This is a genomic window from Exiguobacterium oxidotolerans JCM 12280 (genome assembly GCF_000702625.1).
GTDB classification, from domain to species: domain Bacteria; phylum Bacillota; class Bacilli; order Exiguobacteriales; family Exiguobacteriaceae; genus Exiguobacterium_A; species Exiguobacterium_A oxidotolerans.
Genome location: NZ_JNIS01000001.1, coordinates 2,999,002 through 3,016,139, shown reverse-complemented (window position 1 = coordinate 3,016,139; position 17,138 = coordinate 2,999,002). Strand labels below are relative to the sequence as shown.

Below are 17,138 nucleotides of genomic sequence, written 5' to 3'. Positions count from 1 at the left end.
CGCTGTCGACCAACCGAAAAGTGACCTTTCCGGTCAGCACATATTTCCTTCCGTCAAGGACGGTCGTTCGAGTGTTTCTAAAATCGTCACGAGCAGTGCATAGTGTGAATGGTCCGGATTAAGCCGAAAATGAATCCACTGACGATCGCGTCGTTCCAAGATGATGTGCGCTTGCCGTAATAATTTCAAATGCCGGCTGATTGCCGGCTGGGATATGCCATACACATTGACGAAATCACAGACACAGTGTTCACGCTCTTGCAGGCGATTCAACATATCAAGCCGGATTCCGTCACTCAGCAATTTCAAATAGGCACTGACTGTTTCGACGTCTGTGTTCAATGGCCCCTCGCCTCCTCCTCTTTTCCTATGCCACGTGTTCTAACATAACCAGTCTATTATATAACTAGCTCGTTATTCAATGATTTTTAAAAGATTATTTTTTGTTCTGTGTAAAGGATGTGAACGCCGGTAGATTGACGACCAAAAAATAAAGCGCGAATGCAATCAAAAAGAAGACGGTGAAGGACAACAATTTTTCATCATGTAAAAACAATGTCCGGTCGATGTGCAGGTGCCCGGTTTTATCAATCGCGACCGGCATCGTCACCAGTGTTAAAAAAATACCGCCCATCAGGAAAAGTCCAAGTATGTTGAAATACCGTTGCGGTGTTTTCATGATTGCACCACCCAGTCCGGTTGAATTATCGAAAACAAACACCCATCATGCGAACGTCCACCTTGATAGAGATAACCCCGCAGTTTGCCTTCTTGAACGAACCCTTGTTTTTCGAGGAGACGGATTGACGCGACATTATCCGGGAAGGTGACGGCTCCGACACGGAATAAATCAAGTTCTTCAAACGCATACCGCAAAATTACCCGGACCGCTTCCGATGTATAGCCTTTCCCCCAATAAGCGGGACTTAATTCGAAACCGATTTCTGTTTTCTTGCTGTATTCACTCAAGTGATTAAAGCCGATCGTCCCGATGAACGCTCCGGTTTCCTTGTCGACCATCCCCCAGCGGATGCCGCGTCTTGTTTTATAGGTGTCATCAAACGACTTGACGATCATGGTTCCTTGTTCGGCAGATGTCAACGGGTCCATGCCGTAAAACCTAGTCACCGCCTCGTCCGATAAGATTTCAAATAATGCTTCCGCATGGTCGTCCGTTACCTCGACGAGCTGTAATCGTTCCGTCTGTAAAACAGGAAAAGTCATATTCATTCCTCCGATTTTTATTTACTGTCCTTAAACGCATATTACGGCACTCTCACTCAAAATCCCTGCTTTTTCCACAAAAACAATGTTAATTCCTAATAATGAAAGACGAATGGGTTTTTGTTGCGTTATCCTATTTTTGGTCTTTTATTCCCATTTCACAGATTCAATAGTCTAGGAGGTAGATGTGTTTGAATACAAAACTAGCATTCATCTTATGCCTCATGCTTGTAGCTGGATTTCGCATCATCCATCTGTTTGATCTGCCTTATTTGATGCAGCAATTCTATGGTGTGTTTTATCTTATCGCGACAGGAATCATCGCATTGATGTTATGGAAACAAAAAAAGACGAAACGCGTTCAATCTTAAGGGCGACGATTTATCAAAATCAGGCGAGAATACTCCCACCTCTAAGCGTCTCAGGGCGAAGCCCAGCGCAGGTGGGAGATGAATCGCCTTCGGACAAGACGTGTCTTGAGACACGTCAATTGCACGACATTCTTGGTTTAAAAACACTCAAAATCAGGAATAAAATCAATGTCATGTTCTTTGAAAACTGAAGATATAGGGTTGTGACAGGGAGTTCGTCTGTCACGTAAAATCTTCAACGTTCACCTTGCGGATGACCGAAGTAGCGAAAACCAAGCAAAGTAGGCATCCGCGTAAAAAAACTGACAAGATTAACTCTCAACCGTCGGGACGACGGGGGTAGCCTGATAAAGTTTCGACCGATAGGTCGGATAACTCAGGAATCCTCCACCTCTTAGCGTAGCGTAGGTGGAGGTAGTTCAACTATGTAAAGGAGCATCATATGCCATCCATCTCATTCCCCGTTTTCACCCTGCTCGGACTACTCGGATTATTGATGTATGCTGGATTTGATTTCAGAAGACATGCATTTAATGAATTAGGTAAAAGAAGTATCATGTACAGCTTTCTTGTGTACGCGATTGTCGTCGCCCACTTGACGATCGGTTTCGTTTCTTTACCTCCGCAAGCGGGATCAATCGAAATTCAGTTGCACCCTTTCCACTTTATCAACGATTGGATGATTGCAGGACAGCAAGGCCATTGGTTCTTTTGGAATTCAGTAAAGTTGACTGCTTATAACTTCCTTTTGTTCCTGCCGCTCGGCGTCTATCTTGTAGTCCTTTTCAAAATACGGTTCACAAATGGGTTGCTGCTCCTTTTTCTGACGAGCTTTGTGATTGAGACGCTGCAATTTGTCTTCAGTTATGCCGGTCTGCTGTTCCGCCGTACCTTCAACATCGATGATTTATTGCTGAATACGCTAGGTGGACTGCTTGGTATGTTCGTCGCTTACATGGTTGTCCGATTCATTCTGACGAAGCCCAACCCGTTCCTGAAGCAAACGGATAAAACTAAAATTTCGTAACTAATATAAAACGACGGACTGCTTTCGCTGTAACAGCGTCGCATCCGTCGTTTTTGTATTATCCTATCGTTCACGATCCGACATCGATTCAAACTTGAAACCGATCCGCTAGCCCTTTCAAGTCCTCTGCCATCGTCGCAAGCGACTGCGAGGCCGATGAAATTTCCTGCATCGATGCCATCTGTTCTTCCGTCGACGCTGAAATATTCTCCGTTCCGGCAGCAGCACTTTCCGTGACGCCCTGGATTTCACGCATGACGGCCGCGATTTGTTCGCTGCCCGCTGCCATTTCTTGTACGGCACCGGACACTTCTTCGACTTGATCGGTCACGTCAACGATCGAACGCTCGATTTCCTTGAAGGAATCACTCGCTGCTCTGACGACGTGAATCCCGCTCGTCATCTCGCCTGATACTTTCTCCATCGAGACGACGGAATGTTCCGTCTCCCGCTGAATGACTTGAATCAATCCTTCGATCTGTTTTGCCGCAATCGCCGACTGCTCTGCGAGCGTCTTGACTTCTGCTGCGACGACGGCGAATCCACGTCCTTGCTCACCGGCACGTGCCGCTTCGATTGCTGCATTTAAGGCAAGTAAATTCGTCTGCGCGGCGATGCCCGTGATCGATGCCGTAATCTGCCCGATTTCTTTTGAGCGACCACCGAGTCCGACGATGACCTGTCCAAGTTCCGTGACATCCGTATTGATTTGTTCCATTTGTCGACCGAGCTTGTCGACGACTTGACTGCCTTGCTCGACTTTCCCCATCGCGTCGCCGGTCACGTCAGACATCTGTTGTGCGTTACTGGCAACTTGGCGAATGCCGGACGTCAATTCTTCGACCGTTCGTGACGCGCCCGAGACTTGACCTAGTTGTTGCGTCGATCCGCTCGCGATCTCTTCCATCGTCACGGCGACAAGTTCCGTCGCTTTCGTCGTCGCTTCCGCATTCGCACTCAGTTCGTCCGATGCTTTCGCGACGTGATTCGACGTGCCCGTCATCTCGACGATGACATGATGCAACTGTTCCGTCATCGTATTGAACGATGCTGTCAATTGACCAAGTTCATCTTTTGAATTGTAATCACCACGTACCGTCAAATCACCATCACCCGACTGTTCCATCCAGTCTTGGAGAGAACGAATCGGTCGCGTGATTAAACGAATGATGTAGATCGCTAAAATCGCAAACAAAAGCAACGATCCGATGAAAATTGCCGCCATTAAGTAAAAGGCTGTCTGTTTCTCTGCCTGATTTTGTTCGTTGATCGACTTCGCTTGATTCGTCATCGATTTCATCAAACTGGCTGCCGTATCGGCAACTTGATCACGAACTTGTTCGAGGCCAGTAGAGTATGTTTGATAGGCTTCTTCTTTATTACCTTCAACCGCCAGACTCTGAATCGTACTGAGTCCGTTATCGTAGGCGATGACGTAATCATTTAATTCTTCCAGCTGTTTTGCTTCACGCGGACCGATGTTTGCCGTCCGTTCGAATTTATCGACCGATGTCCGGATTTGCGCTTGCCGTTGGTCGATTTGGTTTTCTAACTCCTCGAGCCGTGCCGGGTCTTTCGTCAACATCATCTCGGCAAGAAATGAATCAAGTGCCCGGGTATCAATCCGGATTTGTCCGACCTCCTGGACCGGGATCAGGTTCTCTTCATACATCGCTTCCGATGCATTCGCTAAATGATTCAAGAAGTAGATGCTCGCACCTGCAATCAAGACCATCGCAACGATCGCTGTCGCAATCAATACTTGAATCTTTTGTCGTACTGTTAAATTTTTCATTCTTCTTCCCCCTCACCTTTCTATATCGGTAAAATGAGGAAATGTTTGACTCCTTTTGTCGAAATGATTTTGCGCGTAATGTGTTCTCATGGATGCGCCGATTACGACTTTTGCCTGTGCGTTCGGTATAATCGGCAGTACGAGAAGCAGAAAGGATGAGTCGTCATGCAACAGGTTGCTAATGAAATCACTCAGTTTCGCGGCACCCATTACGAGTTCGGTCGCGAACAAGGACGGTACGTCAAACAAAATGAATTGCTCCATAACCGGGAAGACAATTGGAAGATCCGCGTTCCGCGCTTTCAGGTCGACCCGACCGAAACAAAAGAAATGTTCTTACGGTACGTCCCCCATATGTGGGATGAAATCCTCGGACTTCAGGATGAACTCGAACTATCGCTTGAAGACACATTGCTTCACTTCGGTCATTACCGTGTCGAAGGACCGAAAAGTGGCTGTTCCATCATGACGGGCGATAATTTTTTAGTCCGCAATTATGATTATCATCCGATGACGTATGACGGACGGTTTTCCGTTTTTCAACCGACCGACGGCGGGTCTGCCATTATCGGTCCCGCGTCACGCGTGACCGGTCGGATGGACGGGATGAATGAACACGGTCTTGCGATGGGCTACAACTTCATCAATCGGCGACGTCCCGGAGACGGGTTCGTCAGTTTCATGATTGGTCGGATCATCCTTGAGACATGTACATCGGTCGAAGACGCGATTTCGCTCGTCAAGGAATTGCCGCACCGCGGTTCTTTCACCTACGTCGTTCACGACAAGTCGGCGCGCTCGTTCGTCATCGAAGCGACGGCACGCGATATCGAGGTCCGGGAGACGAATCTCTGTACGAACCACTTTGATTTACTGCAACACGAAAACCGGTTCCATCTCGATGACTCGAAACGACGGATGATGGAAATGAAGTCGCACCAGCACTTGATTCAGGATGCGGAGTCTGCCTTCCGTCTGCTCAACGATACCGATAAAGGGGTCTTTTCCGAGCTCTACTCCCACTGGGCCGGAACGATTCATACGTCGGCGTACTTTCCGGAGGACTTGAAGGTCTGGTTCGCACTCGGTGGTGACCAAGAGCCGGTTGAGTTCGATTTCCGCGACTGGTTGGCCGGGAACGACTTTGCTCTGAAACGCATCGAAGGAGAACTTGAGACCGACATCCAGTTTGCGAACACGTTACAGACGTGGCGCTGAACGCATTTAACTAACAAAAAGCACGAAAGCAGCTGGTACAGTTGCTTTCGTGCTTTTATTTAGAATGCATTATTGAGTAGATGTCTTTCAATTAATCCAATCGTTTTTCCATATGGAGATCCGTCGTCGCGTATCCTGACGATTCATACAGTTTGATCGCCCGCGTATTGTGGGCAAAGACGTGTAGCCCGATGATTTTGATGTTCATCCGCCGTGCGACCTGTTCAAGTGCGACCATCGCCTGTCGCCCGTAGCCTTTTCCTTGGTGATGTGCATCAACCGAAAAATCATAGATGAATGCCGTCCGTCCCTGTTTCTTTTCGACGACATGAAACCACATCATCCCGACCGGTTCAGCCGTCACCTCATCAATGAGCGAAAAAAGATAATTGTCTTTTGACGCGGGTCCATCCGGCAAGAGTTGACGAAACTCAGTCGTCGACCGGTCGATCGCTTCCGCTTCCACCCATGTGCCGGCTTTCACCTTTTCCGCGGCGTACTCTTCAATTGCCGTCGGTAAATACGTCTGATACATCGTTTCCGTCATCGGTTCAAAGCGGATATTTGTCATCGGTTGTGCCCTACTTCCGTTTGTTCGACCTGTGTCGTTTTCGATTGCCAGTCCTGTGCAAGCATCGCGTAGACGATGACATCATGGAATTCTCCGTAAAGCCGTTCTGCCGACCGTAACGTTCCTTCTTTGACGAATCCGAGCCGCTCGGGAATCCGTTGACTCCGTGTATTGCCGGCCGCACATTCAATGACGACTCGGTTCAAGCCGAGTGTAGTGAAGCAGTATGCCGTAATGAAGCGAACGACTTCAATCATCAAGTCTTTTCCACGCCCGTCTCCCGTCACATAATAACCGATCGATGTCTGGCATAACGTTTGATTGATTTCGTGCAGGGCGACCGTTCCGACCAGTGCTCCGTCATAATAAATCCCGCAAGCGAAACCGTCCCCGTCCGCATATTGCTTCAGCCAGATCGGAATCACTTCCTCACGGTAGACTTCAGCTCCCGTCGCCCCGTCGACCCAGCCGAGCCACTCCCGTAAGTGGTCCCGGTTGGCGTCGACTAACGTATATAACGCGTCGGCATCTTGCCGTTCAATCAGTTTTAATCCGAGTCGTTCTGTGATCTGATGGGTAAACATGATCTTTCACTCCTTATGTACGTCTAAAGTTATACTTTAGACGTTAAGCGTTAAAATACCTGCTTGATCCTTTGTTTTCAATCAAACAAAGGATTTATCATTTCGACTTTTCTAGCCGGGCTACAGTAAAAATATTTCAAGTTAGTTGTCACCAATCTTATAATGTAAAAAAAAGGAACAGGCAGCTTTTAATGGAATAACTAAACAGGTAGACGACAATTCATAAACTAACTCATTTCTGCCTAAACATACTCATTTTGAATGATTTTGAGTATGTTTAGCGTATTTGACTATGTTTAATGCGTTCATTTTTCTTCTAAACTGATTCATTTGTTATAAAATGAGCATGTTTAATGGCATGGAGTGACGTACTGACTACATTCATGACGGGAGATATACACGATGAAAAACATAGAAGCCGTATTTTTAGATCGGGACGGTACCATCGGAGGCGACTCTACCATTCACTACCCGTGAGAATTTAAACTGTTTCCGTATACCGCTTCAGAAATCAACCGCTTGAAAAAATCTCGAATCCAATTGTTCTCATTCACCAATCAGCCCGGCATCTCGAAAGGGGTAGCAACGATCGACGACTTTCAACGGGAACTGACCGGGTTTGGTTTTGATGATGTGTACATATGTCCCCACCATCCACATGAAGGATGTCCGTGTCGGAAGCCAGATATCGGTATGTTATCGGAAGCACAAAAAGATCATAATTTGACTTTGGAAAACTGTGTCGTCATCGGCGATCGTTGGACGGATATGCTCGCGGCAACAAAAGCAGGTTGCCTTAAAATTTTAGTCCGGACAGGGGCTGGCGAAGTCTCGTTACGCGACCATCATCATGAAATGGAGAAGCTTTCCATCGATTACATTGCTGAAGATTTACCGGATGCCGTCCACTGGTTAATGCAAAATTAAAACAGGACGATTTTTTAAAGGAGGTGTACCATGACATATCCGAGACATTCACTTTTGGCAGGTGCCGTCGTTCTTGATGCACAAGGAAAAATCCTGCTCATCAAAGGACCACGACGCGGATGGGAATTTCCGGGTGGCATTATTGAACTCGGTGAAACCATCGAAGACGGAATCATCCGGGAAGTGAAAGAAGAGTCCGGTATTGACATTGAAGTGATTCGATTTTGTGGCATCTATCAAAACGTCAGCGAGCAGGTGTGTGCGACCTGTTGGCTGGCAAAAGCAATTGGTGGTACACCGCAAACGAGCAGCGAAAGTTTAGCAGTTGGCTTTTTCAGTTTAGAAGAAGTTCTAGACATGGTGACCTGGTCAAACTTTCGGGAACGAATCCTCAAAGTATTAAACGAAGCGGAACAACCCTTTTTTGTCCCTTTTTAAACCGTAGCAGCATCTCCACAATTAAGTAAGGCATTCACCGCGCCGGATGATTCCGAGCGATGGATGCCTTTGTTTACGGAATAATTCTTTTGATAGCGTTAGTTAACGTTTGACGACTTTCCTGACCGCCCATGCCTGATGCGCATGAAATAACTTATCCGTATCTTGAATACTAAGCCACGTCATATGATGATCCACTTCGACTGCCGCTTGTGTCAACTCGAGTAACGTTACTTCGTAAAAGAACGCATCGTTGAGGAGCGCTTCCCCGTTTGGTGCTATCAAATGCTGTTTGGACCGTCCAAGCGGTGCTTCGATACGAATCGTGTAACCCGTCTCTTCTAACAGTTCTCTGTGAAGTGCTTGCTCCGGTGATTCACCGACCTCCATCCCACCCCCGGGAAGGAAAAAATGTTGTGAATTAGTCCGAACGGTTAGGTACTTTTGTTGTCTCTTATCGAACACAACGGCATAGACGCTCGGCTTGTTTTGATAATGCATCCCTTCCTGCTTCAGTCCGAAAGTCGGGATTTCTTTTTTTGTATTCATTTTAGACTGTCTCATTGAATATCTCCTTTTACATTGAAATCAATTCGTACATGCAGGATACATTTCTCCCTCTACTTTTCGCAGTATACAAACATTGGTCGGCTTGATCTATCAACTGAAGAATATCTTTTGAACGACCGTTAGCAATTCCGATTGATGTCGAAATTTGGATTTTAGTCCCATCAGTCAGTTTGAATGAGTTCTTTGAAATGATTTCCCGAATTCTCTCGGCAACTCCATATGCTTCACTACTACTTAAATCAGCTATTAAAATTCCAAACTCTTCTCCTCCGATTCTAGCCTTTACATCGAGTTCTCGCGTTTCATTAAGGAGTAAAACCGAAAATTGTCGTAAAATCTCGTCTCCTTTGACATGGCCATACGTATCATTTATTTTTTTGAAGTGATCAATATCAAGTAACAATACATTACAAGGTTTATCAATCAAGGCAATTTTGTGGATTTCAATCTCCCAGGATCTTTTGTTAGCTAACCCTGTCAAATGATCCGTTTCGGAAGATGTTTTATATTCGTTAATACGACTGTTCATGATATGGATATCCAGATTGAGTAAAGTTATCAAAATACCAATAAATAAGCTTATGATGAAAACCATTCCCATGACGCTTAAAGCGTCTACGCTGAATTCACTGTTAATAAAAATCGCAAGGATGGCAATCACTACGGCCCACGTATTCAGTGCTACTTCTTGTAGAAAAGATTTTCCATTTATCTTTTCAATTTTATAGAGCAACAAAAAGCCGAAGACAATTAAGAAAATCGCGCAACACGCGATAACGGATTGAAAGTTGAAGCCATACGTAAATCGATAGAGTGATATGATTATCGCAGAAATAATTAAAGGCGACTTTAATTGATAAAACCCTAAGAGGATGAGTGATAGATATCGAAAATCAATCCGCACAGTCTCGGCATACGTGAAACCCTTATGGATGAGAAAAATTCCGAGCAAGCCGGATAAACCACCAATCACAAACTGTTTCAGAACAATTTTCTGCGTGGAGTAGTTTATAATTTTTGAAATTAAATACAAACCTGTAAAAGCAATGCATGCATTGGTCAACAAATTAATAAACATAACATCTCCAGCCCTTCATCTCATTTCATGTATCCCAACGAAAAATAAAGTTACGGTATCTTTAAACAGGTATCATCGAATTTTTGTAAACTTTTGTACAGTATTCGGGTTATCTTTTAATTATTCCTTCTTTTTACAAATTATATTGTTAATGTAGAATTCGTCTTTAACTCCCTTCATCCGAAACATTCTTCTTTGCAGCTTCCTGTAGGATCCATGTAATCGACAAGACGGCGAACAATATCCGCGGCAATCAGTATCTCCAGATAACATATGTCATTTTTTGGACGGATTGTGCGATAATGAAAACATGAACCAAAGGAGGAATTTCCGTTGTCATCACTCATAAATAAAGTCGCCTCGCGGATTCAGTTCCCACTGGACCAATCGATTACGTTCGACGATTTACCATCTCTATTAGAAGCGTTCGCCTACCATTTGCCGTTTGATAATCAAGCTGTTTTATCGAAACGGATGATGCCTTTTAACGAAGTACGGCTCGAGGAGACGTTCGTGACGAATCAAGCCGGCGGCGTCTGTTACGATTTAAATCATCTGCTCTATGAAATCTTGCGGATTAAAGGATTTGATGTCGCGCTCGTCAAAGCGACCGTCTATGACAATGAACATGAAGTCTGGTCGGCGACCGGTCCGACCCATGTCGCGATTCTACTCCAGCATGAGGGCGCGACGTACCTCGTCGACAGTGGGTTCGGAATCAATCTCGCCTTACGCCCTATTCCATTGACAGGCGAGACCGTCCATTCACCAAGCGGCAGCTTCCGGATTGCCCCGAACGGTGCCGGGTACCAGCTTGAAATGCAACGGATAGGACTTGACGACACGTTCATCATCGGCTACCATTTTTATACCCAACAGACGCTTTTGCCGGAGCAGCTCGCAGCGATCGAACAAATCATCCAGCAACACGCAGCCTCCCCGTTCAATAAACGGAGCTTACTCGCAATCCGGACGGAAACCGGTCACCGTATTTTGACGGAACAAGCTTTGACGACTTGGACGGATGGAAAGAAAACCATCCTACCTATCCCGTCAGACGAACAGTATGCAACTTGGAAAAAGGAGCTGTTTTAATCGTGGCGGACGTACATTATCCGTATACGCTTTGCCTGATTCGTCAGGATGACCAGTTTCTGCTGCTTAACCGGCAAAAGCAACCGGCGATGGGGATGTGGAACGGGGTCGGCGGCAAAATCGAACCGAATGAAACACCGACTGCCGCCGTCATCCGGGAAACGTTTGAAGAGACGGGAATTGCGTTAGCAGAAGTCCGCTTCGCCGGTACCGTCGTCTTACGTGCTGAACAGGCAGTCGGCATCTATCTCTACCTGGCCGATTTACCGATAGACCAAACGCTTGCGACACCACGCGCGACACGCGAAGGGATTCTCGACTGGAAATCGCTAAACTGGATTCTTGATCCGGACAATATCGGGATCATCAGTAACTTAAAACATTATTTACCGAACATCTTGAACGGTCCTCTTTGCCGACACACGTTCGACTACAATCAACACCAGCTGACCGATTACACGACCGATGTTTTGCCTGAAGACGCGCTTCAATCTATTCACTAAAAAAACTGCGCCCCTCATTTCGTGGACAACAGATGTCTCCGAGATGAAAGGCGCAGTTTTTTTAATTAAATCCGGATAGTTGAAGACCTGTCACAATCAAGGCTACCATCACGATACCCGGCAGGAGATTTGCGACCCGGATTTTTGTGATACCGGCGAGATTTAAGCCGATCGCTAAAATCATCACCCCACCGGTCGCCGTCATCTCGACGATGAACTGTTGCAAGATGGCATCCGGAACATATTGGGTGATTGCGACGGCACCGAGAGCAATCGCCCCTTGATAGAGAAACACGGGAATGGCAGAGAAGATGACGCCGATGCCGAGCGTCGAACTGAGGACGAGCGAAGTGAACCCATCAATCAGTCCTTTCGTATACAATACGTCGTGGTCTTGACGTAAGCCACCGTCGAGCGCTCCGAGTACGCCCATCGCACCGATGACGAAGATCAGCGTCGCCGTGACGAAACCTTCGGCGATGTTCGACGGGCGCCCCCGGCCGATTTTCAGTTCAAGCCATTCGCCGAGCCGGTTCAGTTTTTCATCAATCCGTAACCATTCGCCAAGCGCCCCACCGACGACGAGACTGCCGATGACGATTAAAAAGTTTTCACTCTTCAACCCCATTTGGACACCAAGTACGACGACGGCAAGACCGATTGCTTGGACGACCGTCTCTTTCGTCCGTTCCGGGATTTTGTGAAACAGTAGGCCGAGTAACGTCCCGATGATGATCAGCCCTGTGTTGACAAGTGTTCCTGTAAGTACCATCCTTGATTCCCTCGTTTGCTAAGTTATTTTTATATTAAGGTAGTTGAAATAAATATTAGTCCGGCATGACCTTCGGGCTGGTTTGCCGAAAACTATGCAGCGTCATCCCGAGCATGACGGTGACCATCCCGAACAGTGCCAGTCCGCTCGGAAAGACCGCGTGTAAAAAGACGAGCTCACCAAGGACGGTGAACACGATTTCAAACGATTGAGTCGCTTCGACAGCCGCCAAGCGGATCGGTTCGGTCCGGACGAGCGTCGTCGCATAAAAAAATAGTGATGTCGCAATGACGCCGGAGAACAAGGCAACCAGTCCCGACTGACCGACTTGTGTCGCTGACGGCAGACCGACCTGCACGTACGCAAAACCTGACAAAATCAACCAGAACGGCAGGCTCGCAAGTGTCATCCCGAGAATCCGGTCAAATACCCCCAGGTCATCCCCGTATCGTTCCATCATCTTCCGGTTCCCGAGCGGATAAGCGATTGCTGCCAGGATGACCGGAACGACCCCAAGTAGCAGCGTCGTCACCGACACGCTACCCGCGACCGACAGTTGCATCAGCAGGACACCCATGACAATCAACAGCGAATAGCGGAGCGATGCCCAAGGAATCGTTTGTTTGAACAGTGGTGCAAGCAACGGTCCCGCAAGAATCGTCACTTGCCAGGTTCCGGCAATCAGCCAGCCCGGTGCGTAATCGGCCGCAAAACAAATCCCGCTGTAAAAAATACCGAAGCCGATCGTCCCGTAGGTCAGCCAAAAGCGCGGTGCTGTCCGCAACGCAGACCACACACGTGCAAGGCGACGACGATAGCCGACGATCAAAATCAAAAACGGTAACATCAAATAAAACCGCAGGGCCGCACTGTAAATCCAGTGTCCCCCACTTCCTTGCATCGATTGATTCAAGATGAACGTGACGGCAAAAAACATCGCCGACAGGATGCCGATCAGGATGGGTCGCATGTCGTTTCCTCCTCTAAAGCCGCAATCAGGTGTCGTCCGAGACCATTCCAATTTTGTTCCGTCGTCCGGACGAGTGCTTCCGGGTCCCGCTGATCACAAGCCGCAAGAATCGCCTCGTGATCAGCGAGCGAATCGTGCCCGTGCTGACGAAACTGGGCATACTCCAAACGGCGGATGAGCGGCGTCAGCCGGTTCAACGTGTCAATCAGTTGCTGGTTTTGACTTGCCTCTAAAAAGACATGATGAAATGCATCATCACACCGCATCACCTCGAGGGCATCACCACGTTCGACCGCCGTCCGAAACTCCGCATTCACTGCCCGTAACTTCACTACCATCGCTTGTGTGATGTGTGCCACTGCCAGTCTGCTCGCGAGTCCGTGGAGCGTCGCGACGATCGGGAATGTCTCGCGTGCTTGCACGACATCAAGTGCCGTCACGTTCGTCCGTGCACCTGGTTTAAAGACGACAAGTCCCTCCTCTTCCAGTTTTTTCAGTGCTTCCCGGACCGGCGTCCGGCTGACACCGAATTGTTCCGCCAGTTCCAAATCGTTTAATTTTTCACCCGGCGCCAGTTCCAAGGTGATGATTTGTTGCTGCAAGTGCTGATATACTTCCTGACTCAAGGAAGTCCGCTTGATTTTAAGAGCCTTTTTTGAGTTATCCATAAAACTAATATATTGCATATCAATGTCGATTGCACTTGTTTTTTTCAATTATTAGGAAAATTCCACTCACTACCTTGTATTACAAGTTATTGAGTGATAAACTGTATTTACCTTGCAATACAAGATAGTGAAATGAGGAATTCATATGTCATCTACTCAAATGTTAAAGGGTATTCTTGACGGTTGTTTACTTGCGTTGATCGCAGAAGAAGAAGTCTACGGTTATGAACTGGCAACGAAGCTTGCGACCTACGGCTTTGCTGACGTCAGCGAAGGAACGATTTATCCGTTATTGATGCGGATGCAAAAGCTCGGTTGGATCGAAGCAACGCAACGCCAGTCCCCGAGCGGACCGAAACGAAAGTATTATGCCATCACTTCGGCAGGACGCGACGAACTGACTGCTTTTTCAGCTCGCTGGTACAGCCTTTCAGCAAGCGTCAATCAGATTTTAAAGGAGGAATGAACCATGCATCCCTTATCCACCGAATCAACTCGTTTTTTAGACGACTTAAAGATCTATTTGTTAGCTTCCGGAAAAAATGAACAGGCGACGCAAGACATCGTCAGCGAACTCGAGGATCACTTGCGCGACGCTGAGACGGACGGCAAATCGGTCAAATCCATTACCGGCGGTAGTCCGGCTGCTTACATCCAGTCGATTTCGAACGAACTTCCCTTTGACTGGAAAGGATTGCTGCAAGTCTTCGGACTTGTGTTAGTAGGCGGATCCAGTTTTTCGTTTTTTCAACAGCTCTTTACGGGTGCCGTCTCCTACAGCGCGATGCTGCTTACGAGTTTTGCGAGCACAGTCGTGTTACTCATCGTCTGCCTCGCGCTGATTCTGCGGTACCTGTCGACGCATCCGGTCAGTCCTGTCCGTCAAAAGCTACTGTTCGGACTGTTCGGCGGCTTATTTTCAGTCAGTATCTTGGTGACCGTTCTTGCCGACCGCTTCATCGATTCGCCGACCGTGACGTTTTCGCTCCCTGTCAGTTATGCGATCGGGTTACTTTATCTCGTCGTCATCGTCTGGTTATCCGTCTCGTCAGGGACATGGGTCATCGCCATTGGACTCGCTGCCTATTTTTTACCAGAATTTATCTTACATCAGACTGGAGTCAATGGAATCATCGCCATTTTGAGCAGTTATCTCATTTCGATGATCAGTATGAATCTGTACTTTTTCTTACCGATGCTGCTAGCGAAACGACAGATCCAGAAGTGATTTAGTTCAAAAAGCACACATCGAGTCTTCCATAAGGTAGTGTTGTTATACGTTAAATGATTTTCATTTGGTATTTAATTACATTTTCAAGTAGAATGAATTAAAACCAATCGGATTGGGGCTACCTTTCATGAAAATCAAGATGCTGATTCTCGTCTTCCTCATTGTCTATCTAGCACTTAGCCTACCGGCACTGTTCGGGATTGGACTTGTCATCGACTGGGTCCCTGAAGCCACCGTCATTCAAAAGTTTAACGGATATGTACTCGTGGGACTAACGGATAACTACTTATTCAAATGCGTCATGGCAGGATTGATTAGCATCGTCCTGCAACTGGTTATGTCTAAACGACAGCGAAATTAAATCAGGTAGCAAACAATGCATCGGGGGGATTATATGAAACTGTATCAATTCACAAAAGAGACCGGGAAAAAAATCACAAAATTCGACTCTGGTTTTGTAATGTCACGGATCACGCAGACAGAGAAGGCCGTCCATATAGGGTGTGTCCATTTAGATGTCGACGGGGTGATCGGTTATCATCAAGCGGTTGTTCCCCAACTGCTTGTCATTGTGAACGGGGAAGGTTTTGTTAGAGGTGAAGCCGATACAGCCATTAAAGTCCAGAGCGGTGATGCCGTGTTTTGGGATCAAGATGAATGGCACGAAACCAGAACAGATACCGGTTTGACTGCAATCGTTATCGAAAGCGAAGAGTTAAGCACGTCTTCCTTGACCCCGTTAGCGCGATTACAGGTATGAAGAATGTGGTCCTTAATGAAAAGAAGGCTGTCTGACAGGGAGAAAAAAGTTCCACTTCCCCTCCGTCAGACAGCCCTATTTAAATATAATCAATTTTTCCAATGCTTATCTTGTTGGATCAACGTTCCGTAACCTGTTCCTGCTCTTGTGAGATATGGCTTATGTCTGCTTCTAACACAATTTTAAGCTGATTCTCCACACATTCAATAACCGACAAGGATGTGTCCTGGATGAATGGGGGTGTTGACCATAATTTTTCAAGCGGTAGTTCCTTCACACTCGCGAGCAACAGTTTAATGACGACCGTATGTGTGACAATCAGAACATTTCCGGTCTCATGCCGACTCTTGAGTTCCTCAAGCAACGCAAGAACACGCCGTTTCAACTCAAAGAAATTTTCACCCGTTTCTGATGTATACAGATGTGGCGCATTCCAAAAGTTGAAATAGGCTTGCGGATAGTTCTCACTTACCACCTGTCTGTCTTGCCCTTCCCAGTCCCCAAAATGAATCTCTCTTAAATCCTCCTCAATCACAAGCGGACACGTCCGTCCCTGCATCATCAATCGAGCCGTACATAAACTTCTTTCACTCGGACTGGAATAAACCGTTTGAAATTCGATATCCTTTAATCTAGCACCTAATTGACGTGCATTTCTTTTTCCTTTTTCAGTTAACGGTGAATCCAACCAGCCTTGTAGCTTCTGTGCTATATTCCATTCTGTTTCGCCGTGCCGCGTCAGATAAATCGTCAGCATGTTAAGTCCTCCAATACGCTTTGCTTGCGTTTTGCTTCATACCGCTCCCGCGTCCACTGGTACAACCGGCTCGTCACCGCGCGCCCATCAATCCGCTCCATGACGAACGGTCGGTCGAGCACGTGGCGGAAGCCCATCTTTTCGATGACGCGTTGCGATTGTCCGTTAAAATCAAAATGGGCAGACCAGACGATCTCCATCTCAAGCTCCACAAAAGCGACAGCAAGTGCCGCGTCGACAATCTCCGGCATCCGACCCTGCCCCCAGTAATCAGGGTGCAGGACGAATCCGAACTCGACTTGTTTTTTGTCAGCCAGCGCCTCGACCGGCCGGCGCGCATGCATCCCGAAGCTGCCGATGACGTGGTCCGTCGTCCGGTCGACGATCGCATAACCATCATTCGCTTCCTGAAACATCGTGATGACGGTGCGGCTTTCGTCGATGGACGCATGCGGTGCCCAGCCTGCGTTCGGTCCGACACGCGGATCTTTTGCATAGGCATATAAATCTTCGGCGTCACCCGTGCGCCAGCGTCGTAACCGGTGCCGCTTCGTTGTCAATTCCTCCATTTTATCCACT

23 protein-coding genes and 1 pseudogene are annotated in these 17,138 nt (G+C 47.2%); 11 read left to right on the top strand and 13 right to left on the bottom strand.

From position 1 onward, the window contains the following. Positions 1 to 33: 33 nt before the first annotated feature. From P403_RS0115530 to P403_RS0115520, 3 genes are all read right to left on the bottom strand, one after another. Positions 34 to 342, bottom strand: a complete 309-nt coding sequence (locus tag P403_RS0115530) for an ArsR/SmtB family transcription factor (protein WP_029333605.1) — start codon at positions 340 to 342, stop codon at positions 34 to 36. Between the two features lie 94 nt (positions 343 to 436). Next, complete coding sequence (locus tag P403_RS0115525; protein ID WP_029333604.1) at positions 437 to 679, bottom strand: hypothetical protein; 243 nt, start codon at positions 677 to 679, stop codon at positions 437 to 439. Then, positions 676 to 1,224 (bottom strand): GNAT family N-acetyltransferase, encoded by a 549-nt coding sequence (locus P403_RS0115520; RefSeq protein ID WP_029333603.1) that lies wholly within the window; start codon positions 1,222 to 1,224, stop codon positions 676 to 678. Before P403_RS0115520 ends, P403_RS0115525 begins: the two co-directional genes overlap by 4 nt. Positions 1,225 to 1,415: 191 nt before the next feature. On the opposite strand from P403_RS0115520, the gene P403_RS0115515 reads away from it, so the two are divergent. Both P403_RS0115515 and P403_RS16480 read left to right on the top strand, forming a co-directional pair. Next, positions 1,416 to 1,595 carry a hypothetical protein gene (locus P403_RS0115515; protein ID WP_029333602.1) on the top strand — a complete coding sequence of 60 codons (180 nt, stop codon included), beginning with the start codon at positions 1,416 to 1,418 and terminating at the stop codon, positions 1,593 to 1,595. Between the two features lie 442 nt (positions 1,596 to 2,037). Beyond that, on the top strand, positions 2,038 to 2,622 hold the full coding sequence (locus tag P403_RS16480) for a VanZ family protein (protein ID WP_084157683.1): 585 nt from the start codon (positions 2,038 to 2,040) through the stop codon (positions 2,620 to 2,622). An 88-nt stretch (positions 2,623 to 2,710) separates the two neighbouring features. Here P403_RS16480 and P403_RS0115505 read toward each other — a convergent pair whose 3' ends face one another. Further along, positions 2,711 to 4,417 (bottom strand): methyl-accepting chemotaxis protein, encoded by a 1,707-nt coding sequence (locus tag P403_RS0115505; RefSeq protein WP_029333600.1) that lies wholly within the window; start codon positions 4,415 to 4,417, stop codon positions 2,711 to 2,713. 165 nt (positions 4,418 to 4,582) lie between these two features. On the opposite strand from P403_RS0115505, the gene P403_RS0115500 reads away from it, so the two are divergent. Beyond that, on the top strand, positions 4,583 to 5,635 hold the full coding sequence (locus P403_RS0115500; RefSeq protein WP_029333599.1) for a C45 family autoproteolytic acyltransferase/hydrolase: 1,053 nt from the start codon (positions 4,583 to 4,585) through the stop codon (positions 5,633 to 5,635). A gap of 91 nt (positions 5,636 to 5,726) precedes the next feature. Here P403_RS0115500 and P403_RS0115495 read toward each other — a convergent pair whose 3' ends face one another. Continuing rightward, positions 5,727 to 6,206 (bottom strand): GNAT family N-acetyltransferase, encoded by a 480-nt coding sequence (locus P403_RS0115495; RefSeq protein WP_034801325.1) that lies wholly within the window; start codon positions 6,204 to 6,206, stop codon positions 5,727 to 5,729. Then, on the bottom strand, positions 6,203 to 6,790 hold the full coding sequence (locus P403_RS0115490; RefSeq protein ID WP_029333597.1) for a GNAT family N-acetyltransferase: 588 nt from the start codon (positions 6,788 to 6,790) through the stop codon (positions 6,203 to 6,205). Before P403_RS0115490 ends, P403_RS0115495 begins: the two co-directional genes overlap by 4 nt. A gap of 402 nt (positions 6,791 to 7,192) precedes the next feature. On the opposite strand from P403_RS0115490, the pseudogene P403_RS16185 reads away from it, so the two are divergent. Both P403_RS16185 and P403_RS0115480 read left to right on the top strand, forming a co-directional pair. Beyond that, a pseudogene (locus P403_RS16185) lies at positions 7,193 to 7,717 on the top strand (HAD-IIIA family hydrolase). Between the two features lie 30 nt (positions 7,718 to 7,747). Beyond that, positions 7,748 to 8,155, top strand: coding sequence for an NUDIX hydrolase (locus tag P403_RS0115480; protein ID WP_029333596.1), 408 nt, complete (start codon positions 7,748 to 7,750; stop codon positions 8,153 to 8,155). 102 nt (positions 8,156 to 8,257) lie between these two features. Here P403_RS0115480 and P403_RS0115475 read toward each other — a convergent pair whose 3' ends face one another. Both P403_RS0115475 and P403_RS0115470 read right to left on the bottom strand, forming a co-directional pair. Then, positions 8,258 to 8,719 carry an NUDIX domain-containing protein gene (locus P403_RS0115475; RefSeq protein WP_029333595.1) on the bottom strand — a complete coding sequence of 154 codons (462 nt, stop codon included), beginning with the start codon at positions 8,717 to 8,719 and terminating at the stop codon, positions 8,258 to 8,260. Between the two features lie 13 nt (positions 8,720 to 8,732). After that, positions 8,733 to 9,803 carry a GGDEF domain-containing protein gene (locus P403_RS0115470; RefSeq protein WP_051667441.1) on the bottom strand — a complete coding sequence of 357 codons (1,071 nt, stop codon included), beginning with the start codon at positions 9,801 to 9,803 and terminating at the stop codon, positions 8,733 to 8,735. 333 nt (positions 9,804 to 10,136) lie between these two features. Between P403_RS0115470 and P403_RS0115465 the strand changes: the two genes are divergently transcribed. Together P403_RS0115465 and P403_RS0115460 are read left to right on the top strand one after the other, a co-directional pair. Beyond that, positions 10,137 to 10,898, top strand: coding sequence for an arylamine N-acetyltransferase family protein (locus P403_RS0115465; RefSeq protein WP_029333593.1), 762 nt, complete (start codon positions 10,137 to 10,139; stop codon positions 10,896 to 10,898). Positions 10,899 to 10,900: 2 nt separating this feature from the next. Beyond that, positions 10,901 to 11,401: an NUDIX hydrolase gene (locus P403_RS0115460; protein ID WP_029333592.1), complete on the top strand. Its 501-nt coding sequence runs from the start codon at positions 10,901 to 10,903 to the stop codon at positions 11,399 to 11,401. Between the two features lie 61 nt (positions 11,402 to 11,462). Here P403_RS0115460 and P403_RS0115455 read toward each other — a convergent pair whose 3' ends face one another. The 3 genes from P403_RS0115455 to P403_RS0115445 are packed head-to-tail and all read right to left on the bottom strand — an operon-like array spanning position 11,463 to position 13,769. Next, positions 11,463 to 12,173, bottom strand: coding sequence for a DUF554 domain-containing protein (locus P403_RS0115455; RefSeq protein WP_029333591.1), 711 nt, complete (start codon positions 12,171 to 12,173; stop codon positions 11,463 to 11,465). A gap of 55 nt (positions 12,174 to 12,228) precedes the next feature. Continuing rightward, on the bottom strand, positions 12,229 to 13,143 hold the full coding sequence (locus P403_RS0115450; protein ID WP_029333590.1) for a DMT family transporter: 915 nt from the start codon (positions 13,141 to 13,143) through the stop codon (positions 12,229 to 12,231). Continuing rightward, a complete protein-coding gene (locus P403_RS0115445; protein ID WP_235195236.1) occupies positions 13,128 to 13,769 on the bottom strand; it encodes a GntR family transcriptional regulator in 642 nt (213 codons plus the stop codon). The genes P403_RS0115450 and P403_RS0115445 overlap by 16 nt, the downstream gene beginning before the upstream one ends. Before the next feature lie 187 nt (positions 13,770 to 13,956). Between P403_RS0115445 and P403_RS0115440 the strand changes: the two genes are divergently transcribed. The 4 genes from P403_RS0115440 to P403_RS0115425 all read left to right on the top strand — a co-directional run bounded on the left by P403_RS0115440 (position 13,957) and on the right by P403_RS0115425 (position 15,802). Then, positions 13,957 to 14,277: a PadR family transcriptional regulator gene (locus P403_RS0115440; RefSeq protein ID WP_029333588.1), complete on the top strand. Its 321-nt coding sequence runs from the start codon at positions 13,957 to 13,959 to the stop codon at positions 14,275 to 14,277. 3 nt (positions 14,278 to 14,280) lie between these two features. Next, positions 14,281 to 15,039, top strand: a complete 759-nt coding sequence (locus tag P403_RS0115435; RefSeq protein WP_029333587.1) for a hypothetical protein — start codon at positions 14,281 to 14,283, stop codon at positions 15,037 to 15,039. 130 nt (positions 15,040 to 15,169) lie between these two features. After that, on the top strand, positions 15,170 to 15,403 hold the full coding sequence (locus tag P403_RS0115430; RefSeq protein ID WP_029333586.1) for a hypothetical protein: 234 nt from the start codon (positions 15,170 to 15,172) through the stop codon (positions 15,401 to 15,403). 33 nt (positions 15,404 to 15,436) lie between these two features. Beyond that, a complete protein-coding gene (locus P403_RS0115425) occupies positions 15,437 to 15,802 on the top strand; it encodes a cupin domain-containing protein (RefSeq protein WP_029333585.1) in 366 nt (121 codons plus the stop codon). A gap of 118 nt (positions 15,803 to 15,920) precedes the next feature. Here P403_RS0115425 and P403_RS0115420 read toward each other — a convergent pair whose 3' ends face one another. Together P403_RS0115420 and P403_RS0115415 are read right to left on the bottom strand one after the other, a co-directional pair. Next, positions 15,921 to 16,559, bottom strand: coding sequence for a histidine phosphatase family protein (locus P403_RS0115420; protein ID WP_029333584.1), 639 nt, complete (start codon positions 16,557 to 16,559; stop codon positions 15,921 to 15,923). Then, positions 16,553 to 17,128 carry a GNAT family N-acetyltransferase gene (locus P403_RS0115415; protein ID WP_029333583.1) on the bottom strand — a complete coding sequence of 192 codons (576 nt, stop codon included), beginning with the start codon at positions 17,126 to 17,128 and terminating at the stop codon, positions 16,553 to 16,555. The genes P403_RS0115420 and P403_RS0115415 overlap by 7 nt, the downstream gene beginning before the upstream one ends. Positions 17,129 to 17,138 lie beyond the last annotated feature (10 nt).

Excerpts from the sequence above, each read along its gene's own strand:
- P403_RS0115470 (WP_051667441.1), bottom strand. The coding sequence starts at position 9,803 with ATGTTTATTAATTTGTTGACCAATGCATGCATTGCTTTTACAGGTTTG.
- P403_RS0115420 (WP_029333584.1), bottom strand. The coding sequence starts at position 16,559 with ATGCTGACGATTTATCTGACGCGGCACGGCGAAACAGAATGGAATATA.
- P403_RS0115430 (WP_029333586.1), top strand. The coding sequence starts at position 15,170 with ATGAAAATCAAGATGCTGATTCTCGTCTTCCTCATTGTCTATCTAGCA.
- P403_RS0115500 (WP_029333599.1), top strand. The coding sequence starts at position 4,583 with ATGCAACAGGTTGCTAATGAAATCACTCAGTTTCGCGGCACCCATTAC.
- P403_RS0115475 (WP_029333595.1), bottom strand. The coding sequence starts at position 8,719 with ATGAGACAGTCTAAAATGAATACAAAAAAAGAAATCCCGACTTTCGGA.
- P403_RS0115455 (WP_029333591.1), bottom strand. The coding sequence starts at position 12,173 with ATGGTACTTACAGGAACACTTGTCAACACAGGGCTGATCATCATCGGG.
- P403_RS0115435 (WP_029333587.1), top strand. The coding sequence starts at position 14,281 with ATGCATCCCTTATCCACCGAATCAACTCGTTTTTTAGACGACTTAAAG.
- P403_RS0115450 (WP_029333590.1), bottom strand. The coding sequence starts at position 13,143 with ATGCGACCCATCCTGATCGGCATCCTGTCGGCGATGTTTTTTGCCGTC.
- P403_RS0115520 (WP_029333603.1), bottom strand. The coding sequence starts at position 1,224 with ATGACTTTTCCTGTTTTACAGACGGAACGATTACAGCTCGTCGAGGTA.
- P403_RS0115525 (WP_029333604.1), bottom strand. The coding sequence starts at position 679 with ATGAAAACACCGCAACGGTATTTCAACATACTTGGACTTTTCCTGATG.
- P403_RS0115495 (WP_034801325.1), bottom strand. The coding sequence starts at position 6,206 with ATGACAAATATCCGCTTTGAACCGATGACGGAAACGATGTATCAGACG.
- P403_RS16480 (WP_084157683.1), top strand. The coding sequence starts at position 2,038 with ATGCCATCCATCTCATTCCCCGTTTTCACCCTGCTCGGACTACTCGGA.
- P403_RS0115440 (WP_029333588.1), top strand. The coding sequence starts at position 13,957 with ATGTCATCTACTCAAATGTTAAAGGGTATTCTTGACGGTTGTTTACTT.
- P403_RS0115505 (WP_029333600.1), bottom strand. The coding sequence starts at position 4,417 with ATGAAAAATTTAACAGTACGACAAAAGATTCAAGTATTGATTGCGACA.
- P403_RS0115425 (WP_029333585.1), top strand. The coding sequence starts at position 15,437 with ATGAAACTGTATCAATTCACAAAAGAGACCGGGAAAAAAATCACAAAA.
- P403_RS0115490 (WP_029333597.1), bottom strand. The coding sequence starts at position 6,790 with ATGTTTACCCATCAGATCACAGAACGACTCGGATTAAAACTGATTGAA.
- P403_RS0115415 (WP_029333583.1), bottom strand. The coding sequence starts at position 17,128 with ATGGAGGAATTGACAACGAAGCGGCACCGGTTACGACGCTGGCGCACG.
- P403_RS0115480 (WP_029333596.1), top strand. The coding sequence starts at position 7,748 with ATGACATATCCGAGACATTCACTTTTGGCAGGTGCCGTCGTTCTTGAT.